Here is a 19416-nt window from a genome sequence, read left to right as displayed (position 1 = left end):
CCGTTACCTTTCGGTGCGCTCTAGTGAGCGCGTGATTGGTTGCCCCGCCTTGCGGTGGGGGCGGTCCCGGTCTTGCCGGCGGATGCCGTGCCGGGTTCACGTTTCACAGCCACCTGCCCTTGTGTGTGGGCCTTCTGGTCGGCTCCGCGTGCTGCCACCGAGCCACTCCCGGCGGTGGTGCTGAGCTCAGCCGCGAGGGCGGCCAGGTTGAGTGCGGCGTTGCGGTCACGGTCGATGACCAGGCCGCACGCCTCACAGTCGTACTCACGCTCGTGCAGGGCGAGCTTGGCTTTCACCGCGCCGCAACCCGAGCAGGTTTTCGAGGACGGATACCAGCGGTCGGCCACGAGCAACCGGCCGCCGTTCCATCCGGTCTTGTATGCCAGCTGACGGCGGATCTCGGCGAACCCGGCGTCAGCGATGTGCCGGGCCAGCCGCCGGTTGCGCAGCATGCCCGCGACGTTCAGGTCTTCGACAACGATGGTGCCGTGTTCGCGTGTCAGCCTCGTGGTGAGCTTGTGCAGCCCGTCGCGGCGCAGGTTCGCGACTCGCGCATGGGCGCGACCAAGTCGGTCCGAGGCGCGTTGCCAGCGGTTCGAGGGGCGGCAGCCGGTGCGCCGGTCGGGGCCGGACTTCCGCGACGACGCCCGACCGAGCGCCCGCAGTCGGGCCTGCGCGGCGACGAGGTGGCGCGGGTTGTCGACCCGCTCACCGGTGGACAACACCGCAAGATGTTTGATTCCGACGTCCACACCCACCACCGAGGCGGGCCGGGCCGGTTGCCGTTCGGTCCGCTGCACCTCGACGGTGAACGAGACGTGCCACCGTCCGCCGTCGCGGCGCACGGTGGCGGACATGATCCGCGCGGTGCCGCCCTCGATACGGCGGGCGAGCTTGCGGGCGGATTCGTGCAGCTTCAACCGACCCAGCCTCGGCAGCACCACGTGGCGGCGGTCGGGCTCGACCCGGATCGCGCCGGTGGTGAACCGCACCGCCGGTGTGCCACGGCGGCGGGACTTGAAGCGGGGGAAACCGACCGCTCTGCCGGCCCGCCCGCCCTGACGGGAGTCAGCCCAGTTCTTCAAGCCGCGGGCGAGAGCGTCCAGGCCGGTGTTGAACGCCTCTTTCGACACCTCACCCCACCACGGCGCCGCATCAGCCTTCGCTTCGTTCCACGCCTTGCGCAGCCCGGCGAGCGACCACGGCAGTGACGGCGTCAGCAACTCATCCGGCATCCCATAGGAGCGCTCCGCAGCGCGCTGGTCCATGACCGCCTTGACCCGGGCGAGCGCCCAGTTATGCGCCACTCGCGCGGCCCCCACATGCGCCCTCACGGCGCGTTCCTGGCCTGGGGTGAGGTCGAGGGCGAACCGGTAAGCCTGGATCGTCTTCACGTCGGATCCTCGATGACCACCTCGGCCGCGCGGCGAGCCGGTACGCGGGAACAGGCAACGTCCCGGACTCGTACCGCCGTCGCGTACGAGACGCCGGTAGCCGCCGCCCACTCCCTCAAGTTCACACCGCCCCTCTAGACGACCACTGAACACTCCTGACCGTCAGAACGCCAGCAGTTACTTCCCCTCCGGTGGATCGGCCGGGCACAGGATATGCGCTGCGTCGATGTCCTGTGGACCCTGCGTGGCCGCCCGTCGCGGGGCAACCGGTACCATCCGTGGACGAATCCGGCGGCGAGAGGGCACCCGTGGGCGCGCGTTTCGAAGAGCTGGCCTGGCGGGAGACGCCGATCGGCGCGATCAGCCTGCGCCGACGCCGGGACCCGGCACTCCAGGTCGAGGTGTACGAGGTCAAGCTCGACGACGAGTACCTGATGTCCAGCCTCTTCCCGGTCGCGGAGATCGAGCTGGCCCGGCTCGGTCTCGCCGAGGTGGCCGGTGATTCGCTCGACGTGGTGGTGGGCGGCCTCGGGCTGGGCTACACCGCCTGCGCGGCGCTGGGCGACCCCCGGGTGCGCTCACTGTTCGTGGTGGAGGCGATCGAGGACGTGATCGACTGGCACCAACGAGGGCTGCTGCCGTTCGCGGCGGGGCTCGCCGAGGACCCTCGGACCCGCTTCGTGCAAGCCGACTTCTTCGCGGCGGTGGCCGGTGACACCGGCTTCGACGCCGAGGTGCCCGGCCGGCGGTTCGACGCGGTCCTGCTCGACGTCGACCACTCCCCGCGCAACGTCCTGCACCCGAGCCACGCGGCGTTCTACCCGCCTGCCGGGTTGCGTCGCCTGGCCGCCCTGCTACGCCCCGAGGGAGTCTTCGCGCTCTGGTCGGACGACCCGCCGGACGCCGAGTTCACCGCCGCGCTCAGCGAGGTGTTCGTGAGCGTACGCGCGCACGTCGTGCCGTTCGCCAACCCGCTGACCGGCGGGGAGTCGGCGAACACCGTCTACGTGGCGCGTACCGGCCCCTGATCGACGTCGGGTGTGCCGCCCGCGCATGGTGTCGGCCGGACGGGGAATGAGAAACCGGGGCCGGCCGCACCAGGCACGGCCGGTCACTGGAGGTCGACATGCGTGCACTGCTCTGGGTCGTCGGCGTGGTCGCCGGCGTGCTGATCCTGCTCGGCCTGATCCTCGAGGCGGTCCGCTGGCTGATCATCATCGGTCTGATCGCGCTGGTGATCGTGATCGTCTGGGGCGTCGTCAAGGGGCGGCAGGCGGTGCAGCATCAGGGCCGACGACGCTGAGGGTCAGAACCAGTCCGGGCGCATGTCGAGCGTGGTCCGGTCCCGGCTGTCCAGCAGGTCGAACTGCGGGCCGGTCCGGGGCAGCTCGACGGTGAAGAAGTAGCGAGCGGCCTGCCGCTTGCCGGCGTGGAACGCGTCGCCGGCGCCTTCCGGCGGCAGCACCAGCACCTGCTCCAGCCACATCCACGCGATCACCACGTGCCCGACGGCCTCCAGGTAGGCGCTGGCGTTGGCCAGCGCGACCACCGGGTCACCGTCAGCCCACAGTCGACGGGTGACAGCGGTGACCCGGTCCACCGCGGCGGCCAGCCGCTCGGCCAGCTCGGACGCCTCTCCCCCGACCTTGCGGGCCCGCTCGACCGTGTCACCGATCGTCGTGGTCAGCAGGGTGAGACCTGCGCCGCCCTGCATGACCATTTTGCGCCCCAGCAGATCCAGTGCCTGGATGCCGTGGGTGCCCTCGTGGATCGGGTTGAGCCGGTTGTCCCGGTAGTGCTGCTCCACGTCGTGGTCGCGGGTGTAGCCGGCGCCCCCGAGCACCTGGATCGCCAGGTCGTTGGCCGCAAGGCACCACTGCGACGGCCAACTCTTGGTGATCGGGGTGAGCACGTCCAGCAGCAGGTGCGCGCGCTCGCGGTCGGCCTCGGCCGGTGCGGTCGTCTGCTCGTCGAGCAACCGGGCGCAGTAGAGCACCAGCGCCAGCGCGCCCTCCACGTAGCTCTTCTGGGCCAGCAGCATCCGTCGTACGTCAGGGTGGTCGATGATCGGCACCTGCGCGGCGGCCGGGTCCTTCGCGCCGACCGGCCGGCCCTGCGGCCTCTCCTTCGCGTACGCCAGGCTCTTGAGATAGCCGGTGTAACCCAGCGCGGTGGCGCCCGCCCCGACCCCGATCCGGGCCTCGTTCATCATGTGGAACATCTGCGCCAGACCCTGGTGCGGCGCGCCGACCAGGTGGCCCACCGCGCCGACGCGGCCGGCCGGGGTGTGCGCGCCGTCGCCGAAGCTGAGCAGGGCGTTGGTGGTGCCCCGGAACCCCATCTTGTGGTTGAGCCCGGCCAGGGCCACGTCGTTGCGCTCACCGAGCGTCCCGTCCGGGCCGACCAGCACCTTCGGCACGATGAACAGCGAGATGCCCTTGACCCCGGGCGGCGCGCCCGGGATGCGCGCCAGCACCAGGTGGACGATGTTCTCGGCCAACTCGTGGTCACCACCGGAGATCCACATTTTGGTGCCGTGCAGCCGGTACGTGCCGTCCGCCTGCGGCTCGGCGCGGGTGGTGATGTCGGCCAGCGAGCTGCCGGCGTGCGGCTCGGACAGGCACATGGTGCCGAAGAATCGGCCGTCCAGCATCGGCCGGACGTAGGTGTCCACCTGCTCGGGGCTGCCGTGGGCCAGCAGCAGGTTGGCGTTGCCCAGGGTGAGGAACGGGTACGCCGAGGTGGCCACGTTGGCGGCCTGGAACCAGGTGAAGCACGCCGCCGCGACGGCGTGCGGCAGTTGCAGGCCGCCGACACTGGCGTCCAGCCCGGCGGTGAGCAGGCCCGTCTCGGCGAAGCTGTCCAACGCGGCACGGATCTGCGGGATCAGCCGCACCCGCTGCCCGTCGAAGGTGGGCTCGGCCAGGTCGGCGGCGCGGTTGTGCGGGGCGAACTGCTCGGTGGCCACCTGTTCGGCGAGATCCAGGGCGTCGTCGAAGGTCTCCCGGGAGTGCTCGGCGTAGCGGGGGCGCTCGACGAGCTCGGACACCCGCAGCCACTCGTGCAGCAGGAAGTCGAGGTCACGGCGGGAGAGCAGGGTGGACGGCACGGCACTCCTCAGCGGGCGCAGGGGGCTGGTCGGGCCAGGGCGACGGCCCACTGTCGCCCCGGCCCATCCTGGCGGATCGGCAGGGCGCGCACCACCGGGCGGGGTGGGGTTCGACGAGCGGAACTTGTCACACCGTACGGCTAGTGCTGTGACCACTAACGTTCACCGGGTTGTCGGTGGTGTTGTGGTTCCTCGCCCAGACGTTGTCGGAGCGAGCGACTCCCCACCGGTAGTGGGGCGGGCCTCAGCCGGCCAACCGACCCTGACACCGCTGGTGGGCGGCGTGGGTCACGCCGGGACAGCCCGGCACCGGGAAGGTGTCGGCCTGCTCGACGGTGCGTGATGACCGCACCCATGTCGGGTGCAGTGGTAGTGACGCCGCCCGGGGTCCGGGTGGCGATGGTGAACGCCGCGGCAACATCGCGATGCCCGACGAACCCGCAACTCCTGCACATCATGGTCCGCCCGCGGGGCTTGACCACTCTGCGCCGGCACACCGGGCAGGTCGACGACGTACCCCGCTCATCGACCAGATACACGGTGATCCCGGCCAGCTCCGCCTTGTCCTTCAGGACCGCGATCGCCCGGCCGAGTTGCCACTGCCGCAACCGCAGGTTGTGCCGCCGACCCGCCTGAAGATCGAGGACACCACGCGGGTCACCGACGGTCAGGGTCCCGACCCGGTGCTGCACTGCCCAGCCGATCACGGTCTTCGCGGCCTCGTGCCCGGCCTGCCGTACCCGACGCCGATGCCGCCCCTCCATCAGCCGAGCCCGCCGGCGGGTCTTGCGCCACCGCCGCGAACCCCGCTGGCCCCTCGTCGGTGCACGGGCGGCGGTCGCCCGGCGGCGGCCTTTCGTGTCGGCCAGGTGCTGACGGTGCTCGGCGCGGATCGCCCGCCCGGACACCAGCAACATCTGCCCGTCACCGGTTGCCACCGCGTACGGGTGAATGATGCCCAGGTCGACCCCGGCGACCCGCCCCCGCTGCGGCTCCTGAGCCGCAGGGTAGGTCGCGACCGGAAGCTCCGCGGTGACCTCGACCCACAACCGCCCCTGATCGAACACCAGCGTCACTGACCGCACCGCATCATGGGGGTAGGGAACCGCCCGGTCCAGGCGCACCACCAGCGGCGGGCTCCCGGCCGAGGTCGGCAACCGCAGCCGCCGTTCACTCAGACCGAACGTGCCGTGATACCAGCGGACCGGCATCAACGACCGTCGCCGCCGCGGATACCGCACCTCACCATGCCCCGCCCTGCGGCGGGCGGCAGCGCTGAACCACGCATCAGAATAGCGACGCAACACCGACCGGGCGCCGGTCGAGTCGAGCTCACCGAACGTGCCCGGACCAGATGCGGCGAGCAGTCGACACAACTCCTGATAGCTCGCGACCGGCCGATCGTGACGACGATGCCGCCAGCTGTTGTATTCCAATACACACGCCCAAAGATCCCCGGCCGCGCGGAGCAGGCCGAAGCAGCGTTGCCGCTGCGCCCGGGTCAGACGCAGGCCGACCCGGGCGGTGCGATGCACCACCCGCGGCGCTCCTGAGTCCCTACGTCTGGGCATACCCGAACCCAACCACGAGGGTCTGACACAACCCGGCCAACGTCAGTGGACACAGCACTAGCATCGTTGTCCGTGACCGCACCCGCAGACGTCCCGCCCGAGGTCCTCGACCGGCTGCGGCCGATCTGTCTCGGCCTGCCGGAGACCTACGAGGAGCCTGCCTGGGTGGGCACCCGCTGGCGGATTCGCAAGCGGACCATCGCCCACGTGCTCACCGTCGACCCCGATCGCCAGCCGGTGCACGCCCGGGCCGCCGCACTCGACCAGCCCGCCTGCCTGCTGACCTTCCGGTCGCCACTCGACGAGATCGCCGGGCTCCTCGCCACCGGGCACCCCTTCTACAAACCGGACTGGAGCCCGACCGTGATGGGCATGGTCCTGGACGACAACACCGACTGGGAGGAGGTGCGCGAGTTGCTCACCGAGAGCTACTGCGTCATGGCTCCGAAGCGGCTCGCCGCCCGGGTCGGCCCCCCGGCACCGCAGATGCGCTGAGCACGGCGGCGCCTTCAACCGGCGGTTTCGGCCGGCACGCTCCGGGGATACCGCGCGATGTCGTCGCTGCCCACCGAACAGGATCACCGTTTGACGCCGGTGTTCCAGGAAGACCGGGTGTGCACGGGCGTGACCACAGTGCGGGGGCGGGTGTTCCTGAGCTACCCGTCGGCGGATCGGCCCGGCGTGCAGGTGGTGGAGGCACTGCCGGACGGTCGTCGTGTCCCGTACCCCGATGTCGCCTGGAACCGCGCCGACCAGCCGCCGGGCGGGGCGTTCGTGCACGTCAACGGGTTGCGCGCCGGCCCGGACGGCCGGTTGTGGATCGTCGACTCGGGTTCGCCGCAGATCGGCGGCGCGCAGGTGCCGGGCGGCGCTCGGCTGATCGTTGTCGACCCGGACGACGACCGCGTGGAGCGGGTCTACCACCTCGACGAGGCGGTGCACCCGGGCAGCTACGTCGACGACGTCCGCTTCAACGGCCGGGCGGCGTATCTCAGCGACGCCGGGGCGGCGGGCCTCATCGTGCTCGATCTCGACTCGGGTCGGTCGAGACGGGTGCTCGACGGGCATCCGAGCACGGCGGGCGGCCCGGTGGTCGCCGACGGTCGCGTGCTGCGTGACCCGGACGGCGCCGAGGTACGCCTGCACGTGGACCAGTTGGAGGTGTCGCCGGACGGTCGCTGGCTCTACTACCAGCCGGCCTCCGGCGGAATGTCCCGGATCGCCACCCGGTGGTTGGACGACCCGTCGGTGTCCCCCGACGAGCTGGCCCGGGCTGTCGGACGCTGGTGTGACACACCCAGCACCGGTGGCACGGCCATCGATGCCACCGGCACCATCTATCTCAGCGACCTGGAACGGCGGCGCGTCCTCGTCCTCGCACCCGACCGCAGCGTACGGACGCTCGTCGCCGACCCCCGACTGGCCTGGGTGGACGCGATGTGGCTCGACGCCGATGCCCGGCTCTGGATGCCGGCGGCCCAACTGCACCTGACCGCCGGGCTCAACGGCGGCGTCGCGGCCGTCGACTACCCGGCCCAGATCTACCGGATGCCCGTCGAGATCGGGCCGCCCGCCCGGGACCACGTCTGAGAGCTGAGTCCGGCAGCCGCCAATCCGCACCGGGTTTCCCCCGTCCTGGCCACCGGATGACCGTTCGCGGTCATCGGCCAGGCACGCGCCTGTCCTGACGTGTCGGCGCTGTCGCAGGGTGCCGCTAGGGTCCCGGCCATGGCTGATTTCGTGTTGGTGGCAGGGGCGTGGCTAGGGGCGTGGGCGTGGGACGAGGTGGTGCCGCCCCTGCGGGCGGCCGGGCACGGCACCCACCCGCTGACCCTCTCCGGCCTCGCCGACAAGCGGGGTGTCCCGGCCGGGCAGCAGACCCACGTGCAGGACATCGTCGACGAGATCGAGAGCGGCGACCTGCACGATGTGGTGCTGGTCGGGCACAGCTACTCGGGCATTCCCGCGGGTCAGGCGGCCGAGCGGATCGGCGACCGGTTGAGCCGGGTGGTTTTCGTGGACTCCGAGGTGCCGGTCGACGGTGGGTCGTTCGCCTCCGGCTGGTGGCAGGGCCAGGCGGCGTTCGAGGCGCAGCTCGCCGACAACGGCGGCGACTGGGCGCCGCTCGGCGCGGCCGACTTCGATGGTCAGGGTCTCACCGACGAGCAGGTCGCCCGGCTGATCGAGGGTTCCACGCCGCATCCGGGCGCGACGCTGACCGAGCCGGCCGTGGTGGGCCGGCCGCTGGGTGAGCTGCCGGCGACGTACGTCAAGTGCCTGCTCGACGGGCCCGAGCCCAACGACACGGTGGCCAAGCTGCTGACCAGTGACCAGTGGCGACTGGTCACCATGGACACGGGCCACTGGCCGATGTTCTCCCAGCCCACCGAGCTGGCCAGGATCCTGCTGGCGCAGGCCGCCTGACGGGCGGTGTCCTGGGCCGCGGCCCAGGACACCGCGCCGCCTCGTCGGTCAGGTCGCCGTTTCGTCGAGGGTGTGGATGTGGCGCACCGGTGACGCGAACAACCACAGCACGGCGAGCACGCCGCCGAGGCCGGCGATGGCCAGGGTGGGCCGCAGCCCGATGGTGGTGCCCAAGGTGCCGCCGACCAGCGCACCGAGCGGTCGGATGCCGTAGTTGACGGCGCTGTAGGCGCCGGCCCGGCGTCCCCGCGCGTCGTCGGGTGTCACGGCGGTGAGCAGGGCGTTGAGGTTCACGTCCATGAGCATCACGCCGATGCTGGAGACGAGCTCGATGGCCGCCAGCATGGCCACCTTCGTCCAGGTAGGTCCGGAGACCAGCGCGGTCAGCGCCAGCGGCGCGGGGAAGAGCACCGCCCCGATCATGGCGGTACGGCCCAGGCCGATGGCGCGGGAGACCCGTGGTGCGAGCGCCGCTCCCGCGAAGCCGCCGAGCGCTCCGAACCCGAGGGCGATCCCGATCGCGCCGGCCGACAGGTTGAGTTCGCGGCTGGCGTAGAGGACCAGCAGCGCGCCGGCGATGAAGGTGAAGAAGTTGACAGTGCTGGTGCAGCCGAGGGCGGCCCGCAGCACCGGGTGCCGCAGCACCAGCGTGAGCCCTTCGCGGACCAGGCCCAGCGTGGACGTTCGACGCGGCGGTGGCGGCGTCTCGGTCACCGGGATGCGGTGGAGCAGCAGCGCGGAGCCGAGGAACGACACCGCGTCGACGAGGATCGCGACCGGCGCGCTGAGGGCCTGGACGAGCCCGCCGCCGACGGCCGGGCCGGCGATGAACGACAGCGACCGGCTCATGCTCAGCTTGCTGTTCGCGTCCACGTACGCCGATCGCGGCACCAGCGCGACGAAGAACGCCTGACGCGCCATGGCGAACAGGACCGCTCCGAGGCCGGTGAGCAGTGCCACCAGGTAGAGCTGGGTGAGGGTGATCGCGTCGAACAGGTAGGCCACCGGCAGGCTGAGCAGCACCGCGGCGCGGACCAGGTCCGCGATGATCAGGAGTCGCCGCTTGTGGGTGCGCTGGTCGACCCAGGCACCGAGGAAGAGGCCCAGGAGGTTGGGCAGCCAGATCAGCGCGGTGAGGACGCTCACCTGAATGGGCGTCGCGGTGAGCAGGGTGACGGCGATCAGCGGCAGAGCCAGTTCGCTGATCCGGTCACCGAACTGGGAGATCGTTTCGCTGATCCAGAAGGTGCGGAACCGTCGGTCGCGGTGCAGGGCCGGCGGGGGCACGGCGCCGGTGGCGCTGACGGAGCCGGTGCCGGTGGCGGTCATGACGTGGCCGCGTCGTCGTCGCCGGGCTCGGGCAGGAGGTAGCGCAGCATCCGGACGATCCGCGCGCTGTCCGGGGCCGATTCCTCCTTGCGCCGCACGTACGGGGCGATCAGCTCTTCGATCGACTCCTCCAGCTGGCGGAGCTCATCGGCCGTGGCCACGAACCGGGTGTCGGCCATGCCGGCCAGCGCGCGCCACTCGGGGTCCAGCCGGGGCTCCTCTCGCAGCAGCCACTGCTGGGGCGCGTCGGCGTTGCGGGCGAACATCTCGCCGCGCAACTGCTGGCTGGCGGACTGCCCTTCGGCGCTGTCGGGCGCGGTGAAGCGGAAGCCCCGGGCGACGGCCTGCCACCAGCGTTCCCGCTTGCTGGTGGCGCCGTCCCAGTCGTTGACCAGTCCGAAGGTCGCGAGGTGCCGCAGGTGCCAGCTGACCACCGACGGTGTGGCGCCGACGTGCGGCGAGAGCCCGGTCGCCGTCGCCGGGCCGTGCCGCTGAAGGTGTTCGAGGATGGCCAGCCGCACCGGGTGGGCCAGCGCCCGTAGCGCCTGCGGCTCGGTGATCTCGAAATCCCCGTACGGATTCTTGAGAGACATGTTTCGAGAGTAGTCTCTCAGATTAGATCGGGGCAACCCCGAGCCGCCGCAGCGGCGCGCTGATCAGGCGATGCCCAGACGCGCCAACGGCTCAACCAGTTCCCGCTCCTCGTAGCTGAGGTGCGACAGGAGGGCGTCGGTCAGCAGGTCCACCGCGGCCCGCAGCTCGGCGAGCCCATCCGGAGACCCGACGTACGCGACCAGGGCCCGATCGACACCCTCCAGCACGTCGTGGATGACGTGATGCTCCTGCTCCAGCCGGTCGACCACCGGGGCGAGTCGCGGGTCACGAGCCCGCAACCTGGGAAAGAGCGACTGGTCCTCGATCGTGTGGTGGGTGGTGACGATGCGGCAGTAGGACTCGCAGTAGACGCCGAGGGTCCACCGGTTCTGCCGCATGGTCATCGTGTTGATGTGGGACCGGGCCGCACCGGCGTCGATCTCGCCGGCCGCCACCTGCTCGATCAGGTCGTGAATTTGGGTCAGCTCGGCGCGCAGCCCGTCGTGGACCTGCACGAGGTGCGCGCCGGTGGCCTGCTCCTGCGGGGTGTAGGTGCGCTCCGGGTCGGGCGCGGGCCCGGTCGGCCGGGCCGCCTCGTCCCACACCTGCCGCTCGCTTCGCCGTACGCCGTCGTCGGGGGTCGGCACCACGGCGAACGCACCACCGGTCGCGGTGGCGCGGCTCGCCCGGACCGGCGGCGCAGCGACCGGCTCCGGCTCCGGTTCCGGCGTACGTGCCGGAGCCGCGCCCCGGTCACGTTCGGCGGCGACGAGCTCGCGGACGGCGGGCGCCACCTCGCCGGCGAAGCGGCGCAGGTCGTCGGGGTCGTCGCTGCCCAGGATGAAGGTGCCGACGCCCTCCTCCAGCGCCAGCTCAGCCAGCTCCTCGGCCCACTGCTCGGCGGGTCCGTTCAGCGGGCCGCGCCCGACGCCCGAGAACTCCCCGGCGATGTTGAGCAACCGACGCACGTCCTGCGGGGACCGGCCAGCCTGCTGCGCGGCGTCGTCGATGATCGCGTTGCCCCTGGTCAGATCACCGGGCTGGAGGTAGCCCAGCGAGGGCAGCCAACCGTCGGCCCGACGACCGGTGAGCTGGAGCATCCGGGGCTTGTACGCGCCCAGCCAGATCGGCACCGCGTGGGCCGGAGCCGGACCGCGCTTGGCACCCACCACCTGGTAGAACTCGCCGTCGACCCGCACTCCGCCGCGCGTCTCGACGTCCCAGAGCTGACGGACGACCTCGATGGCCTCCTCCAGCGCCCGTACGCCCTGGCCGGGGGTCAGCCGCCGACCGCCCATCGCCTCGATGGCGTCCCAGAACGCCCCTGCCCCGAGGCCGAGGCCGACCCGGCCACCGCTGAGCAGATCCAGGCTGGCCACACTGCGGGCGAGCACCGCCGGCGGGCGCAGCGGCAGGTTCGTCACGTTCGCCGCCAGGTGCACCCGGCTGGTGCGGGCCGCCACGAAGCTCAGCAGCGTCCAGGTGTCGAGGAACGCCGGCTGGTACGGGTGATCCTGAAAGGTGACCAGGTCCAACCCGACCTGCTCGGCCAGGACGGCGACACCGACCGTACGGTCCGGATTGTCAGCGCTGGGCGTGACGAAGGAGCCGAAGACCAGGTCGTGGCCGTAGTCGCTCATCTGCGAGCCTCCCCATTTCCCCGACGCCTCGGTCGATGCGCCGTGACCATAACCTTATGCCAGACAGAACATCTTCTGCCAACAAGGTCTGCCTCGCTGCGGTATTGTCGGGGGATGACGGGTGCCTCTCACCGGCCGGACCGGCCCGATCCGCTCGACGACGACCTGGGCTGGATGCTCGGCATCGTCTTCCGCGGCTACGTCCGGGCGGCCGAGCACGCGCTCACCGACTTTCCCGGTGGCCCGCGCGGCTACCAACTACTCACCGCGGCCAGCAACGGGCCGGCCCGAAACCAGGGCGCGATCGCCGAGGAGATCGGCATCGACCGCACCGTCCTCACGTACCTGATCGACGACCTGGAGCGGCCCGGGTTCGTCGCCCGGCGCGCGGACCCGGCCGACCGGCGCAACCGGCTCATCGAGGTCACCGACGCCGGCCGTGCCGCCTGGGAAAAGCGGCGGGTCGCACTGCGGCAGGTCGAGTCGCATCTGCTGGGGGCGCTCACCCCGGCCGAGTCGGCGACGCTGCGGTCACTGCTCCAGAAGGTCGCCTGCTCGGCCCAGGCGGCGGACCCGCTGCGTGACCTCTGCGAGGTGGTGACACAGGTGCAGGCCGACCCGGAGCCTGCCGCGCCCGCTACACGTCGCAGCGGTGCCGCGGCGGCGCGGGGTGGGCGAACCGCCACTCCCCGAGCCGGCCGCAGCAGGCCGGACTGACCTGCGACCGCAGCGCAACGGGCCTGCCCCGCACCACCGGACCTCGTCCGTCGAGCGGTGCCGGACAGGCCCGCGATGTCGCTACCGCACCGGTCAGCGCACGTGCACGAAGACCGGGTTCGAGTAGAACCACAGGTCGTCCCACGGGCTCTCCAGCCCGTCGGCGAGCGGCTCGGCCTCGTCGGTGCTGGTGCCGCGCACCCGTGCGTAGGTGTCCGCCTCGACATTGCGCAGGGTGTGCCGGATGACGTAGCTGTCGCCCCGCCGACGCCAGTCCCGCGGGCCGAACCGGGCCGCCACGGTGGTGGTGGGATTGGTGTCGGCGTCCAGGCTGGCGCTCGGGCCGGTGATCTGGCCGACGATCAGGTCGACCCGGCGGACCTGGGGTCGGTCGCCGTTCGCGTTCACCCCACCCAGCGGGCGGAAGGTGATCTCGATCTCGACATCGGTACGGCTACGACGGCTCACCGTGATCGTCTCGCCGACCTCGGCGGTCCTGCCCTGGGACGTGGCGGTGACGTCGAGGCTGCGGATCAGGTCACCGGTGGTGACCCAGATCCGGCCGTTGCGCAGGCCGTCCATGATGTCGCCGTAGTCCTGGCGGGCGTGCACGTACGTCTTGCTGTACTCGCCGGGCCAGAAGTCGGAGCCGCCCCGGGTCCAGTGCACGTGCGAGTCCGAGGTCGCGGTGATCCACCAGCGCCGGCCCTCGCCGAGCAGTGAGTCCCACAGGCCGCCGACCCGGGCGGTCATCTGGTCGAAGCCGCCGTAGGTGGGGTGGTTGCCGTAGCCGCCCCGCTTGCCGCCGTTGAGCGGGCCGGCCTGGTGACCGGGCGCGCCCTCGAAGCCGATGTAGACGTCCGGCGCGGCGTTGTTGCCGTTGCGGAACTCGCGCGGGGTGTCCTGACCGTAGACGCCGAGACCGGGCGCCGAACGGGACGCGTGGTGGGCGATCACCAGCGGCTTGTGCGGCATGCCCCGGGCCACCTTGAGGAACTCCACCATCTTGGCCTCGGTGTCGCGGGCCGGGTCGGTGGGGAACGCGTCGTACTTGGCGAATCGGCTCTCCAGCTCGAAGAGCTGCTTCGCCTCGTCCTCATGGCGCGGGATCATCAGCGTGTGGTGGTCCAGCGAGGGCGCGTCGAACTCCATTCCCCAGAACTGAAGCACCTCGGGGACCAGCTTGCGGGACCGCAGCAGGTCGGGGTACGCCTGCTCGATGTTCACCTTCGAGTGGGTCGGTCCACCGTGGTCGGTGCACATCGCCCAGGTCAGGCCGAAGTTCTTCGCCATGATGGCGTTGGTGACGATCGGGTAGACCGCGTCCGCGCCCTTGTGGAAGACGATCGGGGACTTCGTGGTGTCGAACTCGCCGCTGTACTCGGAGTGGATGTGGTGGTCGCCCGCACGCCACACCCGGTTCTTGGAATTACCCCGGTCGGTCTTGTCGTCGTCACCCGGTCGGCGGTCCTCAGCGGCCCAGGCCGCGCCGGCGCCGACCAGTGGGCTGGCCGCGGCCAGCGTCGCGCCGACGCCCGCGTACTTGACCAGCTTGCGCCGGGACAGCTGCGCGTGCTCGGTCTCTTCGGGATGCTTGTCTCTCACCTGAGAGCCTCTCCTCGATCAAGCGAATGCTCTTTCGATCCAGGAGCCTCGGAGAAGGCGGTGAACAGCCGCCGTACGCAGCGGGTGCGCGCGATGAACACCCTGCCCCGACCTGGCCGAAGCGCCGGGCCGGTCAGCAGCGGGTCACCCCGTGATCGCGCGGTGTCCCGTCCGGCCCGGCCCCGGCGGGGCCGGGCCAGGGCGTTCACCGACCGGTCCCCCGCCGACGGCCCGGTCAGATCCGGGCGCGCGGCAGCCAGCCCAGGAAGCGGAGCCGGACCCGGGGCAACGGCATCGTGGGCAGGTCCTCGGCGGCGGCGACGAGGCAGGAGCCCAGATAGACCGCGAGGGAGGCGCGCGCTCCACCGAACTCGGCGAGCAGTTGACTCTGCTTGGTGGCGCAGGGCCACTCGCGGCCGCATCCGGTGCAGGTCCAGCTTGGCGGGTTGGGAAGGTGCTCCGGCAGCTTGGCGCGCCGGTACCGACCGACGACGCTGTTGTCCGAGCGCACGTCGCGTCGCCGTGCGGCGGGACCCTCGTTGCGGTGGCCCACCGGACGGGCGCCGGGCAGGTAACGCCCGACAGTGCCGAAGAGCACGCCGACGCGGATCAGGGCGTCCGGTCCGACGTGCTGGGTCAGCAACGCGGTCATCAGGTAGTGCCCGAGCAGGTCGAAGGCGTCACGGTGCAGACCGAGGTTCCGGCAGAGGTCGACGAACTCCGGCGTGGTCAGCGGCACCCGGTCGTCGAGTGCGCGGCGCAGGACCTCCCGGAGCCCACGCCCGAGCCCTTCCAGCGCGTCTCCCTCGCCCAGACCCAGGCTGTCCTCGTCCGCCACCCGGGCCAGCGCCTCGGCGACGGCCAGCCGAACGACGCGCTCAGGATCGGTACCGTCCAACGCTTCCCCCTCCGTGGGTCAGCCTCCCGGCAGTGAGCCGGTCGGTCATCCTCCGACGAATCATGAACAAGATTTCGCTGTCGGCCACGCGGGTGGCTAGGACAGCGGACGCAGAACCATTCGGCGCGCTAGCCGGAAAACGAAGTCGAGCTGCTGACACATCGCCGTAATTCGCAGTACGGCCCGTCGGCGATTGTCGTATGGTGGAATTCCCATCTACAGATATTGCGTCTCTTCACCGCACCTCCGGCCAACGAAGTGCCGGTCATCGCCGAGCACCCCGGCACGTCCCGAACCTGCCGCCGGCAACCGTTCCAGCACCCGGCGGCACCTCCACCGGACGGAGACAGCGGATGACGTCATCGCATGTGCAGACCTATCGGTTCGACAGCCGTGATCCCACGGCCATCCAGGAATTCCTGTCCGACACCTACGATCCGAAACTGCGAATCCAGAGCAGGAACGGGTACCGGCTCACCCACCACCGCGTCGACACCGGCCCCTTCGCCATCGCGACCACCCGACAGACCGGGCACCTCGAGATCGATGCCAGCACCCTCGATGGGCTGGTCATCGGTCGCACCCGCACCGCACGCGTCGACCGCTCCTGCGGCGGATCGGACCACCGGTTCGGCCCCGGGGACGTCTTTCTCGTCACCAGGCCGCAGGAGCCATGCAGCGTGCACTGGCATCCCGGTGAGGTGGAGCTCTGCGTACTGGACCTGTCGGTGCTGGCGCAGGTGGCCACCACCGCGCCGGCCCGCCGGCCCGGTCGGATCGAGTTCACCGAGCTCGGTGCCGCCAGCGCGGATCTCGCCCGGCAGTGGCGCAACACCACCAGCTTCGTCCGCGACGTCGTGTTGAACAGCCCGGCCGCCGGGGCACAGCCACTGGTTATCGGCAACGCCGCCCGGATGCTCGCCGCGGCGGCGCTCGCGATCTTCCCCAACACCGCGTTCACCGAACCGACCGCCGCGGACCGGAACGACGCCACCACCGCCACGCTGCGACGGGCGATCACGTTCCTGGAGGAGCACGCCGACCGGAACATCAGCGCGGCCGACATCGCCAGCGCCGCCGGCGTCTCCCTCCGGGCGGTTCAACTCGCCTTCCGCCGCCACCTGGGGACCACCCCGATGGCCTACCTGCGTCGAGTACGGCTCGTCCGAGCGCACCACGACCTGATACGCGCCGACCCGCGCCAGGAGACCGTCTCGGCGATCGCCAGTCGGTGGGGATTCGCCAGCCACAGCAGGTTCACCGCGCGATACCACGCCAGCTTCGGTGTGCCGCCGCGCGAGACGCTGAATGCCTGAAACCACGCACCGGACAGGCGACCGGTGGTCAACCGAGGACGCGGGCGAGGCGTCGAACGGCCTCGTCCATGAGTTCGGGTGCGGCTGCCGCGTAGGTGAGGCGTAGGTGCGGGGCCGGGGGGTCGGCCGCGTACCACGGCCGGCCCGGGAAGACGGCGACACCCTCGGCCGCCGCGGCAGCGACCAGTGCCGCCTCGTCGGTGCCGGCGGCGAGTCGCACCCAGAGGTGCATGCCGCCACGTGGGATCGATGGGGGGGCAATGCCGGGCAGATGCCGGCGTAGCGCGGTCAGCAACGCGTCACGGCGTATCCGGAGGGCTGTGCGCAGTGCCCGGTGATGCCGCGACCACGACGGAGAGGTGACGAAGTCGATCGCCGCCTGTTGCAGTGGTCCGGCGACGAAGAAGTCGTCGAGCAGCCGGGCGGCGCGCAGTCGCGCTCCGGCCGCGCCGCGGGCTCCGATGGCGGCGACGCGCAGCCCGGGGGCGGTCGACTTGGTCAGTGAACGAAGGTAGATGACGTGACCGTCGGGATCGTCGCTGGCCAGTGGTGGCGGAGCCGGATCGTCGATGGTGAGGTCACGGGCGTAGTCGTCCTCGATCAGGAACGCCCCGGCCTCGCGGACGACAGCGGCGACCTGCGCCCGGCGATGCTCCGCCAACGTCGCGCCGTGGGGGTTGGCGTACAGGGGCTGGCAGTAGAAGAGCCGGGCGTCGGTGCGGGCGAACGCGGCGGCGAGTTGGTCGGGTCGTACCCCGTCGGCGTCAGCGGGCACGGGCACCACCCGCAGCCCGGCCGCGCGGGCGGCGGCCAACGCACCCAGGTAGGTCGGCGACTCGACGAGCAGGGCATCACCGGGCGCGGTGAGGGCCCGCAACGCGGACGACAGGGCGGCCTGCCCGCCGGGGCAGATCACCATGTCCTCGGCATGCAGCCCCGCCCCGGCCTCGCGGGCGAACCACGCGCGCAGGTCCGCGCGGCCCTCGACCGGCCCCCGCTGCCAGCTCGCGGGCTGGCGGGCGGCTCGGGTGAGGGCGGCTCCGAGCGCAGCGGCAGGCTGTAGGTCCGCGTCGAGGTAGCCACCGGACAGCGGAATCGTTCCGGCGGGCGTCAGCGCCAACAGCGCCTGCATCTCATCCTGACCGAACCGGCGGGGCCCGAGCGCGACGGTCTGCCAGGACAGGTCGGGTACGCCCGGCTCGTCCGGTGCAGTGGCCACAAAGGTGCCTCGGCCGGGTCGCGCCTCGATCAGCCCTTCGGCCGCCAACTGTCGGATGGCCTCGGCGACGGTGACCGGCGAGGCCTGATGTCGGGCGGTCAGCTCTCGTACCGAGGGCAGCCGGGCACCGGGGCCTGCGACGGCCGCGAGGGTCCGCAGATCTTGGATAACGCGCTGGGCTGCGTTACCGTTTTCCATGAGGGACAACAGTAGCGCTACTGCGGAAAACACGGTAACAGCGGACCGGCTCTCCGGGCTAGGTCTCGGCGCCCTGGGCGTGCTCGGCTTCAGCCTGTCACTTCCGGTCACCCGCATGGCCGTGCAGCAACTCGACCCGTGGTTCGTCGCCTTTGGCCGGGCAGTCGGCGCGGGCCTACTGGCATGGGCGTACCTGCGTCTCACCGGCGCACCGCGGCCCACCCACGGTCAGTGGCGACGGCTGCCGATCGTCGCTCTCGGAGTCGTCGTCGGCTTTCCCCTGTTCACCTCGATGGCGCTTCTCACCCAGACCTCCGCGCACAGCGCGGTCGTCATCGCCGCGCTGCCCGCGATGACGGCCGTGTTCGCGGTGCTGCGGGCCGGCGAACGCCCACCGCCGCTGTTCTGGATCGTGAGCGCCGGCGGGCTGCTGGCGGTTCTCGCCTTTCTCGGCGCCAGTGGCGCGGTACGCGGTGCCCTCACCCTGCCCGACCTGTTCCTGCTCGCGGCGGTCGTGCTCTGCGGCCTTGGCTACGCCGAGGGCGGCGCGCTCGCCCGCGAGTTGGGCGGCGCTCGGACGATCTGCTGGGCGTTGCTGCTCTCGCTGCCCATCACCGTTCCGGTCACGGCCGTTGCCGCCGCCGTCAGTCCGCCGCGGGCCGACGCTCTCGGCTGGTCGGCGTTCGGCTATCTCACCGGGGTCTCGATGTTCCTGGGCTTCTTCGCCTGGTACGCGGGCCTGGCCCGGGGCGGTGTAGCGCAGGTGGGCCAGGTCCAACTCGCCCAGCCGGTGCTGACCCTGGGATGGTCGGCGCTGCTGCTCGGCGAGGTGGTCTCCCCCGCCTCGATCGTGGCGGCGCTGGCGGTGCTGGGATGCGTCGTGGCGACCCAGCGCATCCGCCAGAGCCCACGGACGGTCGTGACGCGGCGCGAGGCCGGCGTGGGTTCGTCCTAGCCCCGGTCGCGCTCGTGGCTGTCGCGGGCGGTCTGCACCTCGGGCACCGATGCCTCCAGCAGATCGGCGAGGCCACGCAGTTGCTCGGCGACCCGGGCGCCGAGGGGGGTCAGCGAGTATTCGACGCGCGGTGGGATCGCGGTGAGCACCTCGCGGGTGAGCATCCCGTCGCGTTCGAGGGTCTGCAGGGTCTGGGAGAGCATCCGCTCGCTGACCCCGTCGATGCGCCGACGCAGCGCGTTGAAGCGGTAGCGGCCCTCTCCGAGCGCCAACAGGGCCAGCGAGGCCCACTTCGAGGTGACGTCCTCGAAGGCCGCGCGGGAGGTGCAACCCCGGGCGAAGACATCGCTGACGAATTCCTGGGTAGGCCCCGCCGGGTCCTGGGCCGGCATGTCGCTCACCTCACCAGCCTAACCCACGCCACCCGTCGGTTAGTGCTGTAGATTC

The 19416-nt window shown here is 71.4% G+C and carries 18 protein-coding genes; 8 read left to right on the top strand and 10 right to left on the bottom strand.

All coding sequences use genetic code 11. From position 1 onward, the window contains the following. Window positions 1–20 precede the first annotated feature (20 nt). Window positions 21–1394 carry an IS607 family element RNA-guided endonuclease TnpB gene (tnpB, locus tag AB0B68_RS26155; RefSeq protein ID WP_357204576.1) on the bottom strand — a complete coding sequence of 458 codons (1374 nt, stop codon included), beginning with the start codon at window positions 1392–1394 and terminating at the stop codon, window positions 21–23. A 308-nt stretch (window positions 1395–1702) separates the two neighbouring features. Here tnpB and AB0B68_RS26150 point away from each other — a divergent pair, with 308 nt between their 5' ends. Both AB0B68_RS26150 and AB0B68_RS26145 read left to right on the top strand, forming a co-directional pair. Next, on the top strand, window positions 1703–2422 hold the full coding sequence (locus AB0B68_RS26150) for a spermidine synthase (RefSeq protein WP_357204575.1): 720 nt from the start codon (window positions 1703–1705) through the stop codon (window positions 2420–2422). A 98-nt stretch (window positions 2423–2520) separates the two neighbouring features. After that, on the top strand, window positions 2521–2697 hold the full coding sequence (locus AB0B68_RS26145) for a hypothetical protein (RefSeq protein WP_355010015.1): 177 nt from the start codon (window positions 2521–2523) through the stop codon (window positions 2695–2697). Between the two features lie 3 nt (window positions 2698–2700). Here the strand turns inward: AB0B68_RS26145 and AB0B68_RS26140 are convergent, their stop codons facing one another. Both AB0B68_RS26140 and AB0B68_RS26135 read right to left on the bottom strand, forming a co-directional pair. Then, on the bottom strand, window positions 2701–4503 hold the full coding sequence (locus AB0B68_RS26140) for an acyl-CoA dehydrogenase (RefSeq protein WP_357263323.1): 1803 nt from the start codon (window positions 4501–4503) through the stop codon (window positions 2701–2703). Between the two features lie 155 nt (window positions 4504–4658). Next, complete coding sequence (locus AB0B68_RS26135; protein WP_357263320.1) at window positions 4659–6041, bottom strand: transposase; 1383 nt, start codon at window positions 6039–6041, stop codon at window positions 4659–4661. Between the two features lie 105 nt (window positions 6042–6146). Between AB0B68_RS26135 and AB0B68_RS26130 the strand changes: the two genes are divergently transcribed. From AB0B68_RS26130 to AB0B68_RS26120, 3 genes are all read left to right on the top strand, one after another. After that, the gene (locus tag AB0B68_RS26130) at window positions 6147–6569 is read left to right on the top strand and encodes an MmcQ/YjbR family DNA-binding protein (RefSeq protein WP_357204566.1); all 423 of its coding nucleotides are present in this window, start codon (window positions 6147–6149) and stop codon (window positions 6567–6569) included. Between the two features lie 99 nt (window positions 6570–6668). Beyond that, window positions 6669–7664, top strand: a complete 996-nt coding sequence (locus tag AB0B68_RS26125) for an L-dopachrome tautomerase-related protein (protein ID WP_357263317.1) — start codon at window positions 6669–6671, stop codon at window positions 7662–7664. Between the two features lie 138 nt (window positions 7665–7802). Further along, window positions 7803–8498, top strand: a complete 696-nt coding sequence (locus tag AB0B68_RS26120; RefSeq protein ID WP_357204564.1) for an alpha/beta hydrolase — start codon at window positions 7803–7805, stop codon at window positions 8496–8498. A 48-nt stretch (window positions 8499–8546) separates the two neighbouring features. On the opposite strand, the gene AB0B68_RS26115 is transcribed toward AB0B68_RS26120, so the two are convergent. From AB0B68_RS26115 to AB0B68_RS26105, 3 genes are all read right to left on the bottom strand, one after another. Then, on the bottom strand, window positions 8547–9827 hold the full coding sequence (locus AB0B68_RS26115; RefSeq protein WP_357263312.1) for an MFS transporter: 1281 nt from the start codon (window positions 9825–9827) through the stop codon (window positions 8547–8549). Then, window positions 9824–10420 (bottom strand): helix-turn-helix domain-containing protein, encoded by a 597-nt coding sequence (locus AB0B68_RS26110; protein ID WP_357263309.1) that lies wholly within the window; start codon window positions 10418–10420, stop codon window positions 9824–9826. Before AB0B68_RS26110 ends, AB0B68_RS26115 begins: the two co-directional genes overlap by 4 nt. Window positions 10421–10483: 63 nt before the next feature. Then, on the bottom strand, window positions 10484–12061 hold the full coding sequence (locus tag AB0B68_RS26105) for an LLM class flavin-dependent oxidoreductase (RefSeq protein WP_357263306.1): 1578 nt from the start codon (window positions 12059–12061) through the stop codon (window positions 10484–10486). Between the two features lie 114 nt (window positions 12062–12175). Here AB0B68_RS26105 and AB0B68_RS26100 point away from each other — a divergent pair, with 114 nt between their 5' ends. Further along, window positions 12176–12778: a MarR family winged helix-turn-helix transcriptional regulator gene (locus tag AB0B68_RS26100; protein WP_357201359.1), complete on the top strand. Its 603-nt coding sequence runs from the start codon at window positions 12176–12178 to the stop codon at window positions 12776–12778. 93 nt (window positions 12779–12871) lie between these two features. On the opposite strand, the gene AB0B68_RS26095 is transcribed toward AB0B68_RS26100, so the two are convergent. Then, window positions 12872–14383, bottom strand: a complete 1512-nt coding sequence (locus tag AB0B68_RS26095; RefSeq protein WP_357263303.1) for a phosphoesterase — start codon at window positions 14381–14383, stop codon at window positions 12872–12874. Between the two features lie 235 nt (window positions 14384–14618). Beyond that, a complete protein-coding gene (locus AB0B68_RS26090; RefSeq protein ID WP_357263300.1) occupies window positions 14619–15281 on the bottom strand; it encodes a hypothetical protein in 663 nt (220 codons plus the stop codon). A gap of 353 nt (window positions 15282–15634) precedes the next feature. Between AB0B68_RS26090 and AB0B68_RS26085 the strand changes: the two genes are divergently transcribed. Beyond that, entirely contained in the window at window positions 15635–16597 is a 963-nt protein-coding gene (locus AB0B68_RS26085; RefSeq protein ID WP_357201366.1) for an AraC family transcriptional regulator, read from the top strand. Window positions 16598–16625: 28 nt separating this feature from the next. Here AB0B68_RS26085 and AB0B68_RS26080 read toward each other — a convergent pair whose 3' ends face one another. Further along, entirely contained in the window at window positions 16626–18014 is a 1389-nt protein-coding gene (locus AB0B68_RS26080) for a PLP-dependent aminotransferase family protein (RefSeq protein WP_357201369.1), read from the bottom strand. On the opposite strand from AB0B68_RS26080, the gene AB0B68_RS26075 reads away from it, so the two are divergent. Beyond that, entirely contained in the window at window positions 18013–18969 is a 957-nt protein-coding gene (locus AB0B68_RS26075) for a DMT family transporter (RefSeq protein WP_357263297.1), read from the top strand. The genes AB0B68_RS26080 and AB0B68_RS26075 overlap by 2 nt on opposite strands. Here the strand turns inward: AB0B68_RS26075 and AB0B68_RS26070 are convergent. Continuing rightward, complete coding sequence (locus AB0B68_RS26070; RefSeq protein WP_238659412.1) at window positions 18966–19361, bottom strand: helix-turn-helix domain-containing protein; 396 nt, start codon at window positions 19359–19361, stop codon at window positions 18966–18968. The two genes, AB0B68_RS26075 and AB0B68_RS26070, sit on opposite strands and share 4 nt — an antisense overlap. Between the last annotated feature and the right edge of the window lie 55 nt (window positions 19362–19416).

Source organism: Micromonospora sp. NPDC049049, assembly GCF_040649115.1.
Taxonomy (GTDB): domain Bacteria; phylum Actinomycetota; class Actinomycetes; order Mycobacteriales; family Micromonosporaceae; genus Micromonospora.
This window is presented reverse-complemented; position numbering and strand designations above follow the sequence as displayed.